The sequence below is a fragment of the Tenacibaculum aestuariivivum genome, from assembly GCF_964507685.1.
Lineage (GTDB): Bacteria > Bacteroidota > Bacteroidia > Flavobacteriales > Flavobacteriaceae > Polaribacter > Polaribacter aestuariivivum.
This window is the reverse complement of the sequence record NZ_OZ208414.1, coordinates 649,269-667,135: the sequence shown is the minus strand read 5'-3', so window position 1 is coordinate 667,135 and position 17,867 is coordinate 649,269. Positions and strand designations below refer to the sequence as shown.

Genomic DNA, 17,867 nt, shown 5'->3' with positions numbered 1-17,867 from the left:
TTTTTTTAGTAACACTTTTTTTGTACATAAACATTTCACCTTTTTATAGATAACACAATACCTATTAAAATGCCTAAAAATCAAGACCTTAAATCTATCTTAATAATCGGATCAGGGCCAATTGTTATTGGTCAAGCCTGTGAATTTGATTATTCAGGAACACAAGCTTTACGTTCTTTACGTGAAGATGGAATTGAAACTATTTTAATCAATTCAAATCCAGCAACAATCATGACAGATCCTTCAATGGCTGATCATGTGTATCTTTTACCGTTAAATACGAAATCATTAATTCAGATATTAAAAGATCATCCACAAATAGATGCTGTTTTACCAACAATGGGTGGTCAAACTGCATTAAATTTATGTATTGAAGCTGATGAAAAAGGTATTTGGAAAGATTTTGGTGTAGAAATTATTGGTGTTAATATTGACGCCATTAATATTACCGAAGACCGAGAGAAATTTAGACACTTGATGCTAGATATTGGTATTCCAATGGCACCTCAAGCTACTGCAACATCATTTTTAAAAGGTAAAGAAATAGCACAAGAATTTGGTTTTCCTTTAATTATTAGAGCTTCGTTTACTTTAGGTGGAGAGGGAGCTTCTTTTGTTTATAAGGAAGAAGATTTTGATGCTTTACTAACCCGTGGATTAGAGGTTTCTCCAATTCATGAGGTAATGATTGATAAAGCTCTTATTGGATGGAAAGAGTATGAATTAGAGTTGTTAAGAGATGCAAATGATAACGTAGTTATTATTTGTTCAATTGAAAATATGGATCCTATAGGAATTCATACAGGTGATTCAATTACGGTAGCTCCAGCAATGACACTTTCTGATAAAACATTCCAAAAAATGCGTGATATGGCAATTCATATGATGCGTAATATTGGTGATTTTGCAGGAGGATGTAATGTACAGTTTGCTATTTCTCCAGATGAAAAAGAAGATATTATTGCTATTGAAATTAATCCACGTGTATCTCGTTCATCAGCATTAGCAAGTAAAGCAACAGGATATCCTATTGCAAAAATTGCTACTAAATTAGCCTTAGGGTATCATTTAGATGAGTTAGATAATCAAATTACAAAATCTACATCAGCTTTATTTGAGCCAACTTTAGATTATGTAATTGTAAAAATTCCTAGATGGAACTTTGATAAATTTGAAGGTTCTGACAGAACTTTAGGTTTACAAATGAAATCCGTAGGAGAAGTAATGGGAATTGGACGTTCGTTTCAAGAAGCATTACACAAGGCAACACAATCATTAGAAATTAAACGTAATGGTTTAGGTGCTGATGGTAAAGAAAATAAAAACTACGATGAAATTATAGAGAAGTTAACATATGCTTCATGGGATAGAGTTTTTATTATTTATGATGCTATTAAAATGGGAATTCCGTTGAGTAAAATCCACGAAATTACGCAAATTGATATGTGGTTCTTAAAGCAATATGAAGAATTACACGAAATAGAAAAAGAAATTTCTAAATATACGGTAGCAAATCTTGATAGAGATTTATTACTAGAAGCAAAACAAAAGGGATATGGTGATCGTCAGATCGCTCATATGTTAGGATGTTTAGAAAGTGAAGTATATAGCAAAAGAGAGGAATTAAATATTAATAGAGTTTATAAGTTAGTAGACACGTGTGCTGCTGAATTTAAAGCAAAAACTCCATATTATTATTCAACTTTTGAAAGTGATATCGTAACCAAAGAGGGTGTTACAATTATAGCTAATGAAAGTGAAGTTACTGCTAAGAAAAAAATTATTGTTTTAGGTTCAGGACCAAACCGTATTGGACAAGGAATTGAATTTGATTACTGTTGTGTTCATGGTATTTTAGCAGCTGCAGAATGTGGTTATGAAACTATTATGATTAACTGTAATCCTGAAACGGTTTCTACAGATTTTGATACGGCTGATAAATTATATTTTGAGCCTGTTTTTTGGGAACATATTTATGATATTATTAAACATGAAAAACCAGAAGGCGTTATTGTTCAGTTAGGTGGACAAACGGCTTTAAAGTTAGCTGAAAAATTAACTAAATACGGAATCAAAATTTTAGGCACTAGTTTTGAAGCCTTAGATTTAGCCGAAGATAGAGGAAGTTTTTCAGATCTTTTAATGAGAAATAAAATTCCTTATCCTGAATTTGGTATTGCTGAAACAGCTGATGAAGCGTTAGCTTTAGCAGATAAATTAGACTTTCCAATTTTAGTAAGACCTTCTTATGTTTTAGGAGGGCAAGGAATGAAAATTGTTATCAATAAAGAAGAGTTAATACAGCACGTTGTTGATTTATTAAGAAGGATGCCTGGTAATAAATTATTATTAGATCATTATTTAGATGGAGCAATTGAGGCGGAAGCTGATGCAATTTGTGATGGTGAAAATGTTCAAATAATTGGTATAATGGAACATATTGAGCCTTGTGGAGTACACTCAGGAGATTCAAATGCAACCTTACCAGCTTTTAATTTAGGAGATTTAGTACTACAGCAAATAAAAGACCATACAAAAACTATTGCTTTAGAGTTAAAAACAGTAGGTTTAATAAATGTTCAGTTTGCTATTAAAGATGATGTGGTTTATATTATTGAAGCAAATCCAAGAGCTTCTCGTACGGTACCTTTTATAGCTAAAGCATATAAAGAGCCTTATGTTAATTACGCAACCAAGGTTATGTTAGGGGTAAATAAAGTTACAGATTTTGAATTTAACCCTCAACTAGATGGTTATGCTATAAAGCAACCTGTGTTTTCTTTTAATAAATTTCCAAATGTAAATAAGAAATTAGGGCCTGAAATGAAATCCACAGGAGAGAGTATTTTATTTATTGATGATTTAAAAGATGATCAATTTTATGATTTATATTCAAGACGTAAGATGTATTTAAGTAAGTAATAAAAAATAAAAAATAAAAAAGCCTATCATAATTATGATAGGCTTTTTTTACATAAAATAATTAGTTGCATATACAACTAATTTAATCCTTTGTGTTATTTTTGCGTCTAATATTAAAAATTAAAATGGATTTCGAAAATACATTAGCTCCTTGGTTAGGTAAAACAGCAAAAAAGATAGATAATCATATTCAAGATCTTTTTTTTGAGAAAAATATAAACCTTACAAAAATACAGTTTATTGTATTAAAAACATTAAAAGATAAAAATGGAGTGGCACAACAAGAATTAGCTTTTTTAACAGGAAGAGATAAAACATCTTTAACTCGTTTAGTTAATACAATGCAAAAAAAAAAATTAGTAACTAGAATTCCTTCAGAGTCAGATAAACGTATTAATAATATTCATTTAACTAAAATAGGAACGCAATTATTTGAGGAAACATTTCCTATTATGAAAAATTTTGCAAAATGTTTGCAAAAAAATATTTCAGAAGAAGAGATAGAGCAAACAATTAATGTTATAAAAAAAGTTCAAGAAAATTTAAAAAAAGAATCAGTAAAAAGTTGCATCAACAACTAAATATATAAAGTATGAGAAAATTAATTATAGTAGTAGCAAGTATTGTGTTACTTGGAATATCATTTTTAATATCTAATTATTTTAAAAATAGCAAAAAAACACCTAAACAAAAGGATTTGAAAATTGAAAAAACAGTTTTTGTTGAGGAGGTTAAAAATGAAGATATTACAATAACTATATCAGCAAACGGAAATTTAGTAGCTAAAAATAAAGTAGCTATTTATTCTGAGGTACAAGGTGTTTTACAACCTACAGGAAAAGATTTTAGAGCGGGAGTTTCTTATCAAAAAGGACAAACATTATTAAGTATTAATAGTCAAGAATTTTATGCGTCTATACAAAGTCAAAGAAGTTCGTTGCAAAATTTAATAGCCTCAATTATGCCTGATGTGAGATTAGATTATCCTGAATCTTTTGAAAAATGGAATTTTTATTTGAAAAAATTTGATATAAATAAAATTACACAAGCACTTCCAAAGCCTAGTTCAGATAAAGAAAAATATTTTGTTACGGGTAAAAATATATACACTACGTTTTACAACTTAAAAAATTTAGAAGCACGATTAAGTAAATATAAACTTAAAGCTCCTTTTAAAGGTGTTTTAACAGAGGTATTAGTTACAGATGGTACTTTGGTTAGGGCTGGTCAAAAAATGGGGGAGTTTATTGATACTTCAGTTTTTGAACTACCATTATCTGTCAATGGCACATTTGCTGATATTTTACAGGTAGGAAAAACAGTAACACTTCATAACTTAGAAAAAACGAAAACATGGACTGGTAAAGTTACTAGAATTAATAGTAAAATAGATCAGGCTTCGCAGACAGTTCAAGTATTTATTGAAGTAAAAGGAAGCAATTTAAGAGAAGGAATGTATGTTACGGCAAGCGTACCTGTAAAAACAGTAACTAATGCTATTGAAATTAATAGAAAGTTGTTAGTTGAAAATAAGTCGGTTTATGTTGTTAAAAATAATGTGTTAAATTTAGTGTCAATAAATCCAGTACATTTTAATGAAAATACAGTAGTGGCTAAAGGGTTAAAAAATGGAGTTCAATTAATATCTAAACCCGTTTCAGGAGCTTATATAGGTATGCCGGTCAAGATTTTTTCAGAAGTTATAAATACCTCAACAAAATAAGATATGAGAAAAGTAATAGCATATTTTATTAAATATCCCGTTGCGGTAAATATTATAATAATAGCCTTTGTTCTTTTAGGAATTGTTGGATATTCATCTTTAAAATCATCTTTTTTCCCTTTAACAGATGCTAAGTTTATCAATATAAATGTTGTATACCCTGGTGCTTCTCCACAAGAAATGGAAGAAGGAGTTGTTTTAAAAATTGAAGATAATTTAAAAGGATTAGTAGGAGTAGATCGAGTTACGTCTACATCATCAGAAAATTCGGCAAGTATTTCTGTAGAAATATTAAAAGGATATGATATTAATATTGTTTTATCAGATGTTAAAAATGCAGTTGATAAAGTTCCTAATTTTCCTTCAGGAATGGAACCTGCTGTAGTTTCTAAAATAGAAAAAATAGCTGAAACAATTAGTTTTGTAGTTACAGGTAATAATATTTCGCTTAAATCATTAAAAAATATTGCAAGAGATATTGAAAATGACATCCGTAGAATAAAAGGAATATCACAAATTACTGTTTCTGGATACCCTGATGAAGAAATTGAAATAGCGGTAAGAGAGAGTGATTTAATTGCATATAATTTAACTTTTAATGAAGTTGCAAAAGCGGTTTCTTCGGCAAATATTTTAACCACGGGAGGTTCTGTAAAAACAATTGCAGAAGAGTATTTAATTAGAGCTAATAACCGTTCTTATTATGGTGATGAATTAGATAATTTAGTTGTTAAAGCTGATGCTTCTGGAACAATTATTAGATTAAAAGAGGTTGCGACTGTAAAAGATATTTGGAACGAAACGCCAAATAGAAATTTTTATAACGGAAACTTAGCAGTTAGAATGCAGGTTAGTAATACAAATAGTGAAGATTTAATTTCATCAGCAAAGAATATTAATGAATATATCGAGAAATTTAATAAACAACATGACAATGTTGAAATAGCTGTAACACGAGATTCGTCTATTACATTAAATCAACGTACCGAATTGTTATTTAAAAATGCATGGCAAGGAATGTTGTTAGTACTCTTGTTTTTATCGTTGTTTTTGCGTCCTAGATTGGCATTTTGGGTAGCAGCAGGTTTGCCTGTAGCATTTTTTGGAATGTTTATGTTAGCAGGGTATTTTAATATTACGATCAATGTTTTATCGTTGTTTGGAATGATTATCGTTATTGGTATTTTGGTAGATGATGGAATTGTAATTTCTGAAAATATTTATCATCATTATGAAAAAGGAAAAAATCCTATTAGAGCTGCCATTGATGGTACTATGGAAGTTGTTCCTCCAATTATTTCGGCAATAACAACTACTGTTTTAGCTTTTTCAATGTTTTTCTTTTTAGATGGAAATATAGGAGAGTTTTTTGGTGAAGTAGCTACGGTTGTAGCATTAACATTAGTTTTATCTTTGGTAGAAGCTTTAATTATTTTACCAGCACACGTTGCACATTCAAAAGCATTACATAGAAATCAAAAAATATATGCATTTAATAAATATGCTGAAGATTTAATGGATTTTATGCGTGATAAATTATATGCACCAGCATTAAAATTTGTATTAGATAATAAGTTTTTTGGTTTAGTATTACCAGTTGCTTTATTAATGATAACTATCGGTGCTTTTAAAGGAGGAATTATAAAAGGGACTTTTTTCCCGTCTATAGCAAGTGATCGTGTTTCTATAAATTTAACAATGCCACAAGGAACAAACGAAAAAATTACAGATAGTATTATTTCTGTAATTGAAGCAAAAACTTGGGAAGTTGAAAAAGAATTTACCCAAAAATATGCTTTAGATGGTAAACCTGTTGTAGAAAATATTTTAAAAGAAATAGGACGTGGTTCTGCTAAAGCATCTTTACGAATTAATTTATTACCAGGAGAAACTAGAATGTTTAGTTCTAGAGAGATTACCAATGCAATACGAGAAAGAGTAGGTACTATTTACGGTATTGAAGCATTAACTTTTGGCTCAGGAGGTAATTTTGGAGGAAGTCCAGTATCTGTTTCATTATTAAGTAATAATATAAGCGAGTTAAAAGCTGCTAAAACTGAGTTAAAAGCAGCGTTAAATAAAAATCAAGATTTAAAAGATATTACAGATAATGATCCGCAGGGGATAAAAGAAATCAATATTAACTTAAAAGACAATGCTTATTTGTTAGGTTTAAATTTAAACGAAGTAATGTCTCAAATAAGAAGTGGTTTTTTTGGGAAACAAGCACAACGATTTCAACGAGGACAGGATGAAATAAAAGTATGGGTTCGTTACGATAAAAACGAACGATCATCAATTAAAAATTTAGATGATATGCGAATTTCAACGCCAACCGGTAGTAGAGTTCCGTTATCTGAAATAGCAAGCTATACTATTGAAAGAGGTGAAATAGCAATAAATCATTTAGATGGACAAAGAGAAATAAAAATTGATGCTGATTTAAAAGAAGCGCAAGGAAGTGCTACTGATATTTTAACTGATATTAAAACTAGAATTATGCCTTTAATTGTAGCTAAATATCCATCTGTAACAGCTTTATATGAAGGTCAGAATAGAGAAGCATCAAAAGTATCTAGTTCTGCAGCTTTAGTAGGTCCTGTAATTTTATTATTGATTTATATTGTTATTGTATTTACGTTTAGGTCTTACAGTCAGCCTTTAATGTTGTTAATAATGGTGCCATTTAGTTTGATAGGTGTTGCTTGGGGGCATTGGATTCATGGTTTTGCAGTAAATATATTATCACTTTTAGGAATTATTGCTTTAGTAGGAATTATGGTAAATGATGGTTTAGTACTAATTAGTAAATTTAATAGTTACCTAAAAGAAGGTATGGAGTATGAAGAAGCCTTATTTGCTGCAGGTAAATCAAGATTTAGAGCCATATTTTTAACAACAATTACTACTGTAGCAGGTTTGGCTCCGTTAATTTTTGAAACAAGTAGGCAAGCACAGTTTTTAATACCTATGGCAATATCAATTGCTTACGGAATTATGATAGCTACTTTTTTAACTTTACTAACATTGCCTGTTTTATTATCTATTTCTAATTATTTTAAAGTGTATGTACAATGGTTTTGGGAAGGTGAAAAACCAAAAAGAGAAGCAGTTGAAAGAGCTATTAAAGAGTTAGTATCAGAAAAAGAAGAATTAGCATAGTAAAAGATAATAAAATGAAAAAAACATATTTAGGTATAGCGTTTTTATTGATAAGTATTTCTTTTTACGGACAAGATATTTTATCAAAAGAAAAAGCAGTAACATTAACATTAGAAAATAATTACGATATAAGAGTTGTAAAAAATAATTTAGAAACAGCTAAAAATAATAAAGGAATTTATAATAGTGGGTATTTACCTACTATAATAGCAAATGCAGGTGCTAATTATAGTAATAATGATACTGATAGTGAATTTAAAAATGGTAATATAAATTCTGTAACAGGAGCAGAATCTAAAACTTACAATGCTTCAATAGGATTAAATTATACTATTTTTAATGGCTTTAACAGAAAATATACTTTTAAACGATTAAAAGAAAATTATAATTTAACCGAGTTACAAGCACGTCAAGTAATTGAAAATACATTAACTACGTTGTTTTTGGCTTACTATGAAGTGGCTCGATTAACTGAAAATGAAGCAACACAAAAGGCAACATTACAAATTTCTAAAAAAAGACTGCAAAGAGCTGAGTATAATTTTGAATATGGACAAAATACAAAGTTAGCAGTTTTAAATGCTGAGGTTGATGTAAATAATGATAGTATTACTTACATAGCAGTAAAAAGGGAATTAGCAAATTCTAAAAGAGATTTGAATATCGTTTTAGGTAGAAAAGTAAATACACCTGTAAAAGTAAATACGGATGTTACTTATGCTATTGATTTAAGTTTAAGTACTATTTTAGAAAAGGCAAACAATAACAATGCAATTTTATTACAAGCAAACAAGAATATAAAATTAAGAGCGTTAGACGTAAAACTTCGTAAATCAGGTTGGATGCCAAATGTAAGTTTAACAAGTTCATATGCTTGGACTAAAAGTAATAATGATGCTGTTAATGATTTTAGTCCAATTTCTAATACTCGAAAAGGTGTAAATGCAGGTTTAAACTTATCTTGGAATATTTTTGATGGAGGGCAGACTAAAACAAATGTTACTAATGCAAAAATAGCATTAGAAACTCAAGAAATTCAAAAGTTACAGCAGGAAGAATTATTAGAAAAAAATGTTACTAATGCTTGGGAAACGTATAAGAATGCATTGTTTTCACTACAAGTACAAGAAAAAAATGTAATAACTACCCAGCTTAATTTTAAACGTACTAATGAACGGTATAAATTAGGGCAAATAACTTCTATTGATTTTCGACAAGCACAAGTTAATTTAATAAATGCAGCATTAAGTGTAAGTAATGCCAAGTATACTGCAAAAAATGCTGAATTACAGTTATTGAAATTAGCTGGATTATTACTTGAAAACAAGAATTTTTAAAAACAAACAAAAAACCCTAAGTTAGCTAACTTAGGGTTTTTGATAAATTATAATTCAATCTTTACTTTATATTTTTCTAAATCTTTAATGTAATCATGGGGTACAAAATTTTCGCTATCAAATTCATCAAAACGTTTCTTTTTCATTTCAATACGTTTTATTGCTTTTAAAAAACGTCTAACTTCAATATCATTATTAACAATTAAACCAGGAACATAAACACTTTTACCATCTTCATCTTTAGCAACCATGGTAAAGTAAGATGAATTACAGTGTTTTTTTATACCTGTTCTAATATTTTCAGACTCAACACGTACACCAACTACCATAGATGTTCTGCCAACGTAATTAACAGATGCTTTCATGGTAACTAGCTCGCCAATTTCAATAGGGTTTAAAAAATCTACCGTATCAACAGATGCAGTGACACAATATTCACCAGAATGTTTAGATGCACAAGCAAAAGCTATTTGATCTAGTAATGATAAAATATAACCTCCATGAATTTTACCACTAAAATTAGCGTGAGAAGGTAACATTAACTCTGAAATTGTGATACCTGTATCTTCTACGTGTTTGTATTTTATTTTTGTCATATTAATTATTTGTACTTCTAAAATGTGGTGAATTTTCTTGCTCTACTTTGGTAACAAAATATTTAGAGTCTCCAAGCCATGAAAAAGTACCGTAAAGTTCTTTGTAAGTAATTTTTACATAACGTCCTTGAAATTTTTGTAAATCTTCAATAACCTTTTTTTCATTATCTTGTACAGAGAAAGCAAAAATTTGTGCGCCAGAAATACCTTGACTAATTTCACCTTCCCATGTTTTAATAAGAACTCCTTTATAACTTATTTTTATAAGTTCACCAGATCGTACTCCTTGACTATAAGGAACAAAATATATAAAAGCATAATACGATAGTGCAATTAATGTAATAAAAAGAATAATTAAGGCTAAAATTTTTTTCATAGTAACATTTTAAATTGTGTTTACAAAAGTAAGGTTAATATTTAAACTTGTAAAACGATTTGAAATTAGTAAGTTTGTGAGACTTCAAAAAAAATAAAAATGAATTATATTTTATTTGATGGTGATGTAAGAACTGCTTTATTACCATTTACATATACAAAACCTGTTGCTGATATTAGAATAGGTATTTTAACTATTAGAGAAAAGTGGGAAAAATATTTAGGTTTAACCACTACTACTATTACTGAAGAGTATTTAGAAGAAAAATATCCGATGGTAGAGTTAGAGGTTAATGTATTATTAAACGCTTCTTTTTTACCAACAGATTCATTGGTAGATATGGTAAGGGAGTTAACCGAAAATCAGGCTATTTTTAAAGGTGAAGATGTAATTGCTTTTTATACAAACGATAAACAAGATGAGGTAGACTTTTCTAATTATGAGCATATTGAATATGAAGAAGATTTAATTCAGATTAAAAATACTTGGGATATTTTTTCTTTAAATGATAAAGCTATTCGTGCCGATTTCGATTTAATAACTGACGGTAGAACATCTCAACCAATTCCTGAAACAGTAAACTACATCAATAAAAAAGATATATTTATTGAAGAAGGTGCTAAATTAACTTTTGCTACTTTAAATGCAAGTACAGGTCCTATTTATATTGGTGAAAATGCAGAGGTAATGGAAGGAGTTGTAGTAAGAGGAGCTTTAGCTATGTGTGAAAATTCAGTATTGAAATTAGGAGCAAAAATATATGGTGCAACTACCTTGGGGCCTCATTGTAAAGTAGGAGGAGAGGTTAATAACTCGGTATTAATGGGGTATTCTAGCAAAGGTCATGATGGATTTTTAGGAAATTCGGTATTAGGTGAATGGTGTAATTTAGGCGCCGATACCAATAATTCTAACCTAAAAAATAATTATGCTGAAGTAAAATTATGGAGTTATGATACTGGTCGTTTTGCTAAAACAGGGTTACAGTTTTGTGGTTTAATGATGGGAGATCATTCTAAATGTGGAATTAACACCATGTTTAATACAGGTACAGTAGTTGGAGTATCTGCTAATATTTTTGGAAGCGGATTTCCAAGAAACTTTGTACCATCTTTTAGTTGGGGAGGAGCGTCAGGATTTACAGAATATAAAACTAATAAAGTTTTTGAAGTCGCTAATGTTGTAATGAAAAGGCGTAATGTTGATTTTGACGAGAAAGAAAAGAAAATTCTTGAACACGTTTTTGAAGAAACAAAAAAATATAGAAATTATTAAAAATAAAAAACCTCATTCTAGAATGAGGTTTTTTATTTTATTAAACACTAACAGCACTAGGAACCAAACCAGTATAATCACCTTTATTTCTAATAACATCTCTAACTATTGATGATGATATATAGCTTTTGCCAGATGAGGTTAATAAAAATACTGTTTCTATTTCTGATAATTTACGGTTTGTATGTGCTATTGCTTTTTCAAACTCAAAATCACCAGGATTTCGTAAGCCTCTTAAAATAAATTCAGCATTTTGTTCTTTACAAAACTTTACAGTTAATCCGCTGTATATAATAACCTTAATTTTAGGTTGATCTTTAAATGTTTCTTCAATAAATCGTTTACGCTCTTCTAACGAAAACATATATTTTTTATCAGCGTTAACACCAATGGCTATTACTAATTCATCAAACAAGGTAATGCCTCTTTCAATAATATCTACATGACCTAAGGTAATAGGGTCAAAAGAACCTGGAAAAACTGCTTTTTTCATATTTTAATTATTTAATGCTGTTTCAATAGCGTTTCCAAATAACTCAGCTAATGATATACCTGCGCAATTTGCTTGTTGTGGTAAAATACTTGCTTCTGTTAATCCAGGAACAGTATTTATTTCTAAAAAATGAGGCTCATCATTCACGAAAATATATTCAGAACGAGAAAAACCACTCATATTTAAAACTTCATATACCCGTTTAGCAATTTGTTTAACTCTGTTTTCTTGTTTTTGAGTAATACGAGCAGGAGTAATTTCTTGCGATTTCCCCTCGTATTTAGCTTCATAATCAAAAAAATCATTTTCAGAAACTATTTCAGTAATTGGTAAAACAGTTGTAGTTCCTTTGTGTTTAATTACACCAACAGAAACTTCCGTACCGTTTAAAAAACTTTCAATTAATATTTCAGAATCTTCTTTGTATGCTATTTTTAGGGCAGGTATTAGTTTTTCTTTTGTATGTACTTTTGATATACCAAAGCTTGAACCTGCATTGTTTGGTTTTACAAAGCAAGGTAAGCCTACTTTAGCTATAATAGCGTCAACATTTATAGCATCACCTTTATTTAAATATACCGATGTTGCGGCTGCAATACCATATTGTTTTACTACACTTAAAGTGTCACGTTTATTAAATGTTAATGCCATTTGATAAAAAGGAGCCGAAGTGTGTTTTATATCAATTAAATCAAAATAAGCTAAAATAGTTCCGTTTTCACCCGGGTTTCCATGAATAGCGTTAAAAACACAATCGAAAGAAATTTTGTCACCTTTTATATTTGCAGAAAAATCGTGTTTGTTAATAGGGTATTCTTCATTTTTATTATCTACTAAAACCCATTTATTTTTTAAAATATGAATTTTATAGACATTATATTTTTCTTTATCAAGATGGTTGTAAACTACGGTGCCACTTTTTAAGGATATTTCTATTTCAGAAGAATATCCACCCATAATAATAGCTATATTTTTTTTCACTTTTGTGCTTTTGAATTGTTTTATATTGTAAAATTGCCTGTATAATAATACAAACTTACCAAAAAAACTGGTTTAAGAGTTCATGAATTAAAAATAGTAATATTTTTACAGTAAATTTGCAAAACCTTACAAAAAAAGAATATGAGTAATTTTTCAGATAAACTTAAAAATTTATTTCAATTTATAAAAAGTAAAACATTTTTTATACAAATAGGAATAGCGGTTGTTTCGTTATTTTTAATAGTTTTTATATTACAGTGGTGGTTGGGTATAACTACAAATCACGATCAAAAAATACAAGTACCTAATTTGCATAAAATGTCGTTAATTGAAGTTGAAAAAAAGTTAAATGAGCTTAATTTAGATTTTATTATAATTGATAGTGCAACCTATAATTCTGACTATCCCAAAAAATCAGTAATTGAACAAACACCGGATGTAGGTGATTTTGTAAAAGAAAAACGTAAATTATATTTAACTTTAAATCCGTCAAAGTATAGAGATATTGAAGTGCCAAACTTAAATGGTCGTACTAAAAGGCAGGCTACTACACATTTACAATCTCAAGGTTTTATAGTAGGAGAAGAAATTACTTGGGTAAATGATATAGGTAAAGATGTAGTTAGAGGATTAAAGTATAATAATCAAAAAATTACGCCAGGAACAAAATTACCTAAAAAAACAACTATTACCTTAATTTTAGGTGATGGTAAAGCTAACTAATTATATAATTGATTAATGCAGGAAGATACGAATTTAGCAATAGAAAATGACGATTTATACGAACATTATAGGTTTGTAGCAACAGATGGTCAAGAACCTTTAAGGGTTGATAAATTTTTAATGAATTTCATTGAAAATGCCACACGAAGTAAAATACAACAAGCAGCAAAAGCAGGTAATGTTTTGGTTAATAATACGGCGGTAAAACCAAATTATAAAATAAAGCCAAAAGATGTAGTTCGAGTAGTTTTAGCCTATCCGCCTGCAGAAAACTTGTTAGTTGCGGAAGATTTGCCAATTGACATTGTATATGAAGATGATGATGTAATAGTGGTAAATAAAGTTGCTGGAATGGTAGTACACCCAGGGCATGGAAATTATTCAGGTACATTGGTTAATGGATTAATTCATCATGTTGAAAATTTACCTACAAATTCTAATGAACGACCAGGTTTAGTTCATCGTATTGATAAAGATACAAGCGGATTATTAGTAGTTGCTAAAAATGAGTATGCGATGTCACATTTATCAAAACAATTTTTTGATAGAACAACTGAGCGTTTGTATTATGCTATAGTTTGGGGAGATGTAAAAGAAGATACAGGAACTATTGAAGGAAATATAGGTCGTAGTTTTAGAAATCGTTTGCAAATGGATGTTTTTCCTGAAGGAGATTATGGTAAACACGCTGTAACGCATTATAAGGTTTTAGAGCGTTTAACCTATGTTACATTGGTACAATGTAAGTTAGAAACAGGAAGAACACATCAAATTAGAGCACACTTTAAACATATTGGTCATACTTTATTTAATGATGAACGTTATGGAGGTAATGATATTTTAAAAGGAACTACTTTTACTAAATATAAACAATTTGTAAATAATTGCTTTAAGGTATTACCAAGACAAGCATTACATGCAAAAACATTAGGGTTTACACATCCAGTAACAGGAGATTTTATGCAGTTTAATACTGAGATTCCTGCTGATATAGAAGCATGTTTAGCAAAATGGCGAACTTATTCTGAAAACTCTAAAATAACAGAAGGGTAATTTTATTTTGATTACATAAAATACTAAAATTTAGTATGAAAGTATAAAAAAAGCAAGAGATTTTTAAATCTCTTGCTTTTTTTATTTACCCTAGCCTCATTTTTACTAAGGTCATAATACGTTCAAATTGATCTTCTAACCCCATGTTTGAATTGTCAAACTCTATGGCATCATTAGTAAGGGTAAGTGGAGAATCGTTTCTTGTAGAATCAATTCTATCACGTTCTTGAACATTGTGTAAAATTTCTTGATAACTAACTTTATCACCACGATCTAATAATTCTTTATAGCGCCGTGTGGCACGTTTATTTGCAGAGGCAGTCATAAATAATTTTAATTCAGCATCCGGAAAAACAACAGTTCCAATATCACGACCGTCCATTACAATACCTTTATTTTTTCCCATTTCTTGTTGTTCAAGTACTAATTTTTTTCGAACCTCAGAAACGGTTGCAATTTTGCTAACTAATCTTGATACTTCAATAGTTCTAATTTTAGCTTCAACATTTGTATTATTTAAAAATATTTCAGCAAACCCCAAATTATTATTAAAAACAAAATGTAAAGAAATATTTTTTAAATCAGTAATTAAATCATTGGTATTAAAATGAGTATCTGAAATATAATTATGTTGCATGGCGTATAATGTAACTGCTCTATACATAGCTCCTGTGTCAACATAAATATATCCTAATTTTTTAGCTAATTGCTTTGCAATAGTGCTTTTACCTGTTGATGAAAAACCATCTATTGCTATGGTAATTTTTTGAGTCATAAGTAAAGTAATATGTGTACAAATATACATTAGATTCTAGTATTTAGTTAAACTAAAGTTAGAATAATACTGTTATTTTATATGTATATGAAGTAAAATAAATTTATCATTTTTTTTAATGATTGTTTTTTAATTGTTAAAATATTGGTATTTTTAATTTTTTTTATTACTTTTTTTTGTATATTGTATAATGATTTCATATAAGTTATATTTTTTAATCTAAAAAGTTTACATTTGATTTTTATTAAATAACCATAAATTAATGAAGAAAAATACCAAGAGTATACTTTTACTTTTATGTATACTTCTCTTTAGCGTTACTAGTAGTACAGTGTCTCAAACACTTTTAAAGCCAGAGTTACAGTTTGAAAGAGCTTGTGATAATGGTATACTTACAGAATTTAAGGTTGAGTTTAACTACACAACTAAATCGTTTGATGCCGAAAATCAGTTTACAATTGAAATGTCTAATGCTAATGGAGCTTGGGATGCGCCTATAAATTTAGGTGTTATATCTACAGAAAATACTTCCTATAGTTTTTTTACAGATATTACTTTACCTGATCATACTTTTGGAACAAGTTATAAAATTCGCTTAGTATCAAGTTCACCCGTAATGATTAGTCCAGAGTCTGATATTTTTGAGGCTTATAAGATGGTTAATGGAACTTTAGTGTTAAATAATTATAAAAATGTAGTTTTATGTGGTGGAGGCTCTACTGAATTAACATTAAACACTACTCAAAAAGGACAGTATGAGTGGTATAAAAATAATGTTTTTGTTACGTTGACAAATAATCCTGTATTAAAAGTTACTGAAACAGGTAAATATCAAGTTAAAATTAATTATGGTGGTTGTGGGTATGTTTCATCAACTACTATTGATGTTTCTATTCTTAATGAAGCAGATCAACAAATAAAAGGAGCGTCTTTGGTAGAGGTATGTGGAGATGAACAGCATACTTTTGAAGCTAATTTTGTTAATAGTTTATATACTTATAATTGGTATTTAAATAATAACTTGATGCAATCGTCAAACTCATCTACCTATACAACACCTAGTGTAGGACAATTTGGAGTTTATCAATTAGAAATTGAGACAGGTAGCTGTACTACAATCTCAGAAAATGTAACATTAAGTCAAAAAACACAACCAAGTTTTTCTATTACAGAAAATACACCTTTAGAATCTGTTTTATTACCGGGTGAGTATAAAGATTTATCTATAACAGTAACAAATGTAGGAGATTTTACAGTGGAGTGGTATAAGGATGGAAATAGATTATTTGGTGTAAATGAAACAACCTTAAATGTTAATCAACCTGGAGATTATGTTGCTAGAGTTGTAGAAACTACCATAGGGGGGTGTGTTGTTGTAGCAGATTCACAAGTTATGCGTTTACTAACAATAAAATCGTTTGAGCTTGTTATTGGAACTGATGATACTTATCAGGAATGTAGTAATACAGCGGTAAATGTTGATTTACAGCAAGCTAATGTAGTAGATGAAGTAGGTAACATATATCCTTTAACAACAGAACAGTTAAGTTTATTGTCATATCAATGGGTTGTAGATAATGTAAATATATTAGGAGCTACAACCAAGCAGTTGTCATTAAATTCACACACGCAAACAGGTATTTATAAATTAAATATAAGTATAGGTACTTTTAATAATATATCATCTAATGAATTAGATATAAAGTTAATGGCTGCTGCTCCTATAGTAACGTCATTTCCAAATTCAAATACATTATGTCCAGGAAGTAGTATTACTTATACCATAGATGGGTTAGATGTAAATTATACTTATGAATGGTTTAAAGATGGTGATATACTGCCTATAGCAAGTAATGTAGCTAGTTTTGAGGTAACTGAAATTGGTAATTATATATTAAAAATGTCAGGCTTTGGATGTGAAAAAAATATTAAAACAATATCGGTCGTATTATTTGACTCCTCGATTATTAGCACAACACCATCCGGAAAAGTAGTGCTAGCACAAGGAGAAACTGTAATTGTTAAAGCTTCTGGTGCAGATACCTATACGTGGTATGAAGGTATAGGTATTAATGGTACATTATTATCTTCAACAGAAGCTTTAAGTACAAATACTGTAGGATATTACACGGTAGTCGCTACTATTGGAGGGTGTAGTATAGAGAAAACAATTGAAGTAATTGAACAAGATACTCAAGTTATTGTGCCTAATATTATAACTCCAAATCAAGATGGAATTAATGACAGCTGGCAGTTATCAAATAAATATGCCTTTCAGCCACTAGTAATCATAAAATTGTATGACTCTAATGGAAAAGAAATTTTAAATAGAGCCGATTATCAAAATGATTGGCCAATAGAAAGTTTAGGAAATCAAAAAATCTTTTATTATAAAATTATAAAAGAAAACGTGTTAATTAAAGCAGGAACAATATCTGTATTAGATTAAAT

General features: G+C 29.2%; 14 protein-coding genes. 9 read left to right on the top strand and 5 right to left on the bottom strand.

What is annotated here, in order from left to right; translation table 11 throughout:
- Nucleotides 1-69 precede the first annotated feature (69 nt).
- From carB to ACN5J4_RS02820, 5 genes are all read left to right on the top strand, one after another.
- A complete protein-coding gene (gene carB / locus ACN5J4_RS02840) occupies nucleotides 70-2,922 on the top strand; it encodes a carbamoyl-phosphate synthase large subunit (RefSeq protein WP_418650659.1) in 2,853 nt (950 codons plus the stop codon).
- A 125-nt stretch (nucleotides 2,923-3,047) separates the two neighbouring features.
- Nucleotides 3,048-3,503, top strand: a complete 456-nt coding sequence (locus tag ACN5J4_RS02835) for a MarR family winged helix-turn-helix transcriptional regulator (RefSeq protein WP_418650658.1) — start codon at nucleotides 3,048-3,050, stop codon at nucleotides 3,501-3,503.
- 11 nt (nucleotides 3,504-3,514) lie between these two features.
- Entirely contained in the window at nucleotides 3,515-4,645 is a 1,131-nt protein-coding gene (locus ACN5J4_RS02830; protein ID WP_418650657.1) for an efflux RND transporter periplasmic adaptor subunit, read from the top strand.
- Between the two features lie 3 nt (nucleotides 4,646-4,648).
- A complete protein-coding gene (locus tag ACN5J4_RS02825; protein WP_418650656.1) occupies nucleotides 4,649-7,807 on the top strand; it encodes an efflux RND transporter permease subunit in 3,159 nt (1,052 codons plus the stop codon).
- A gap of 14 nt (nucleotides 7,808-7,821) precedes the next feature.
- The gene (locus tag ACN5J4_RS02820) at nucleotides 7,822-9,144 is read left to right on the top strand and encodes a TolC family protein (RefSeq protein WP_418650655.1); all 1,323 of its coding nucleotides are present in this window, start codon (nucleotides 7,822-7,824) and stop codon (nucleotides 9,142-9,144) included.
- 47 nt (nucleotides 9,145-9,191) lie between these two features.
- Here the strand turns inward: ACN5J4_RS02820 and ACN5J4_RS02815 are convergent, their stop codons facing one another.
- Complete coding sequence (locus ACN5J4_RS02815; protein WP_418650654.1) at nucleotides 9,192-9,740, bottom strand: acyl-CoA thioesterase; 549 nt, start codon at nucleotides 9,738-9,740, stop codon at nucleotides 9,192-9,194.
- Between the two features lies 1 nt (nucleotide 9,741).
- Nucleotides 9,742-10,116, bottom strand: a complete 375-nt coding sequence (locus tag ACN5J4_RS02810; protein ID WP_418650653.1) for a 6-phosphogluconate dehydrogenase — start codon at nucleotides 10,114-10,116, stop codon at nucleotides 9,742-9,744.
- Nucleotides 10,117-10,215: 99 nt separating this feature from the next.
- Between ACN5J4_RS02810 and ACN5J4_RS02805 the strand changes: the two genes are divergently transcribed.
- A complete protein-coding gene (locus ACN5J4_RS02805) occupies nucleotides 10,216-11,391 on the top strand; it encodes a GlmU family protein (protein WP_418650652.1) in 1,176 nt (391 codons plus the stop codon).
- A gap of 40 nt (nucleotides 11,392-11,431) precedes the next feature.
- Here ACN5J4_RS02805 and coaD read toward each other — a convergent pair whose 3' ends face one another.
- Complete coding sequence (coaD, locus tag ACN5J4_RS02800; protein ID WP_418650651.1) at nucleotides 11,432-11,884, bottom strand: pantetheine-phosphate adenylyltransferase; 453 nt, start codon at nucleotides 11,882-11,884, stop codon at nucleotides 11,432-11,434.
- 3 nt (nucleotides 11,885-11,887) lie between these two features.
- Nucleotides 11,888-12,865, bottom strand: a complete 978-nt coding sequence (locus ACN5J4_RS02795; protein ID WP_418650650.1) for a D-alanine--D-alanine ligase — start codon at nucleotides 12,863-12,865, stop codon at nucleotides 11,888-11,890.
- A 141-nt stretch (nucleotides 12,866-13,006) separates the two neighbouring features.
- Here ACN5J4_RS02795 and ACN5J4_RS02790 point away from each other — a divergent pair, with 141 nt between their 5' ends.
- Nucleotides 13,007-13,588 (top strand): PASTA domain-containing protein, encoded by a 582-nt coding sequence (locus tag ACN5J4_RS02790; RefSeq protein WP_418650649.1) that lies wholly within the window; start codon nucleotides 13,007-13,009, stop codon nucleotides 13,586-13,588.
- A 15-nt stretch (nucleotides 13,589-13,603) separates the two neighbouring features.
- Nucleotides 13,604-14,641 (top strand): RluA family pseudouridine synthase, encoded by a 1,038-nt coding sequence (locus tag ACN5J4_RS02785; protein WP_418650648.1) that lies wholly within the window; start codon nucleotides 13,604-13,606, stop codon nucleotides 14,639-14,641.
- 85 nt (nucleotides 14,642-14,726) lie between these two features.
- Here the strand turns inward: ACN5J4_RS02785 and cmk are convergent, their stop codons facing one another.
- A complete protein-coding gene (gene cmk / locus ACN5J4_RS02780; RefSeq protein ID WP_418650647.1) occupies nucleotides 14,727-15,416 on the bottom strand; it encodes a (d)CMP kinase in 690 nt (229 codons plus the stop codon).
- Nucleotides 15,417-15,678: 262 nt separating this feature from the next.
- Between cmk and ACN5J4_RS02775 the strand changes: the two genes are divergently transcribed.
- On the top strand, nucleotides 15,679-17,865 hold the full coding sequence (locus tag ACN5J4_RS02775) for a gliding motility-associated C-terminal domain-containing protein (protein ID WP_418650646.1): 2,187 nt from the start codon (nucleotides 15,679-15,681) through the stop codon (nucleotides 17,863-17,865).
- Nucleotides 17,866-17,867: the final 2 nt, after the last annotated feature.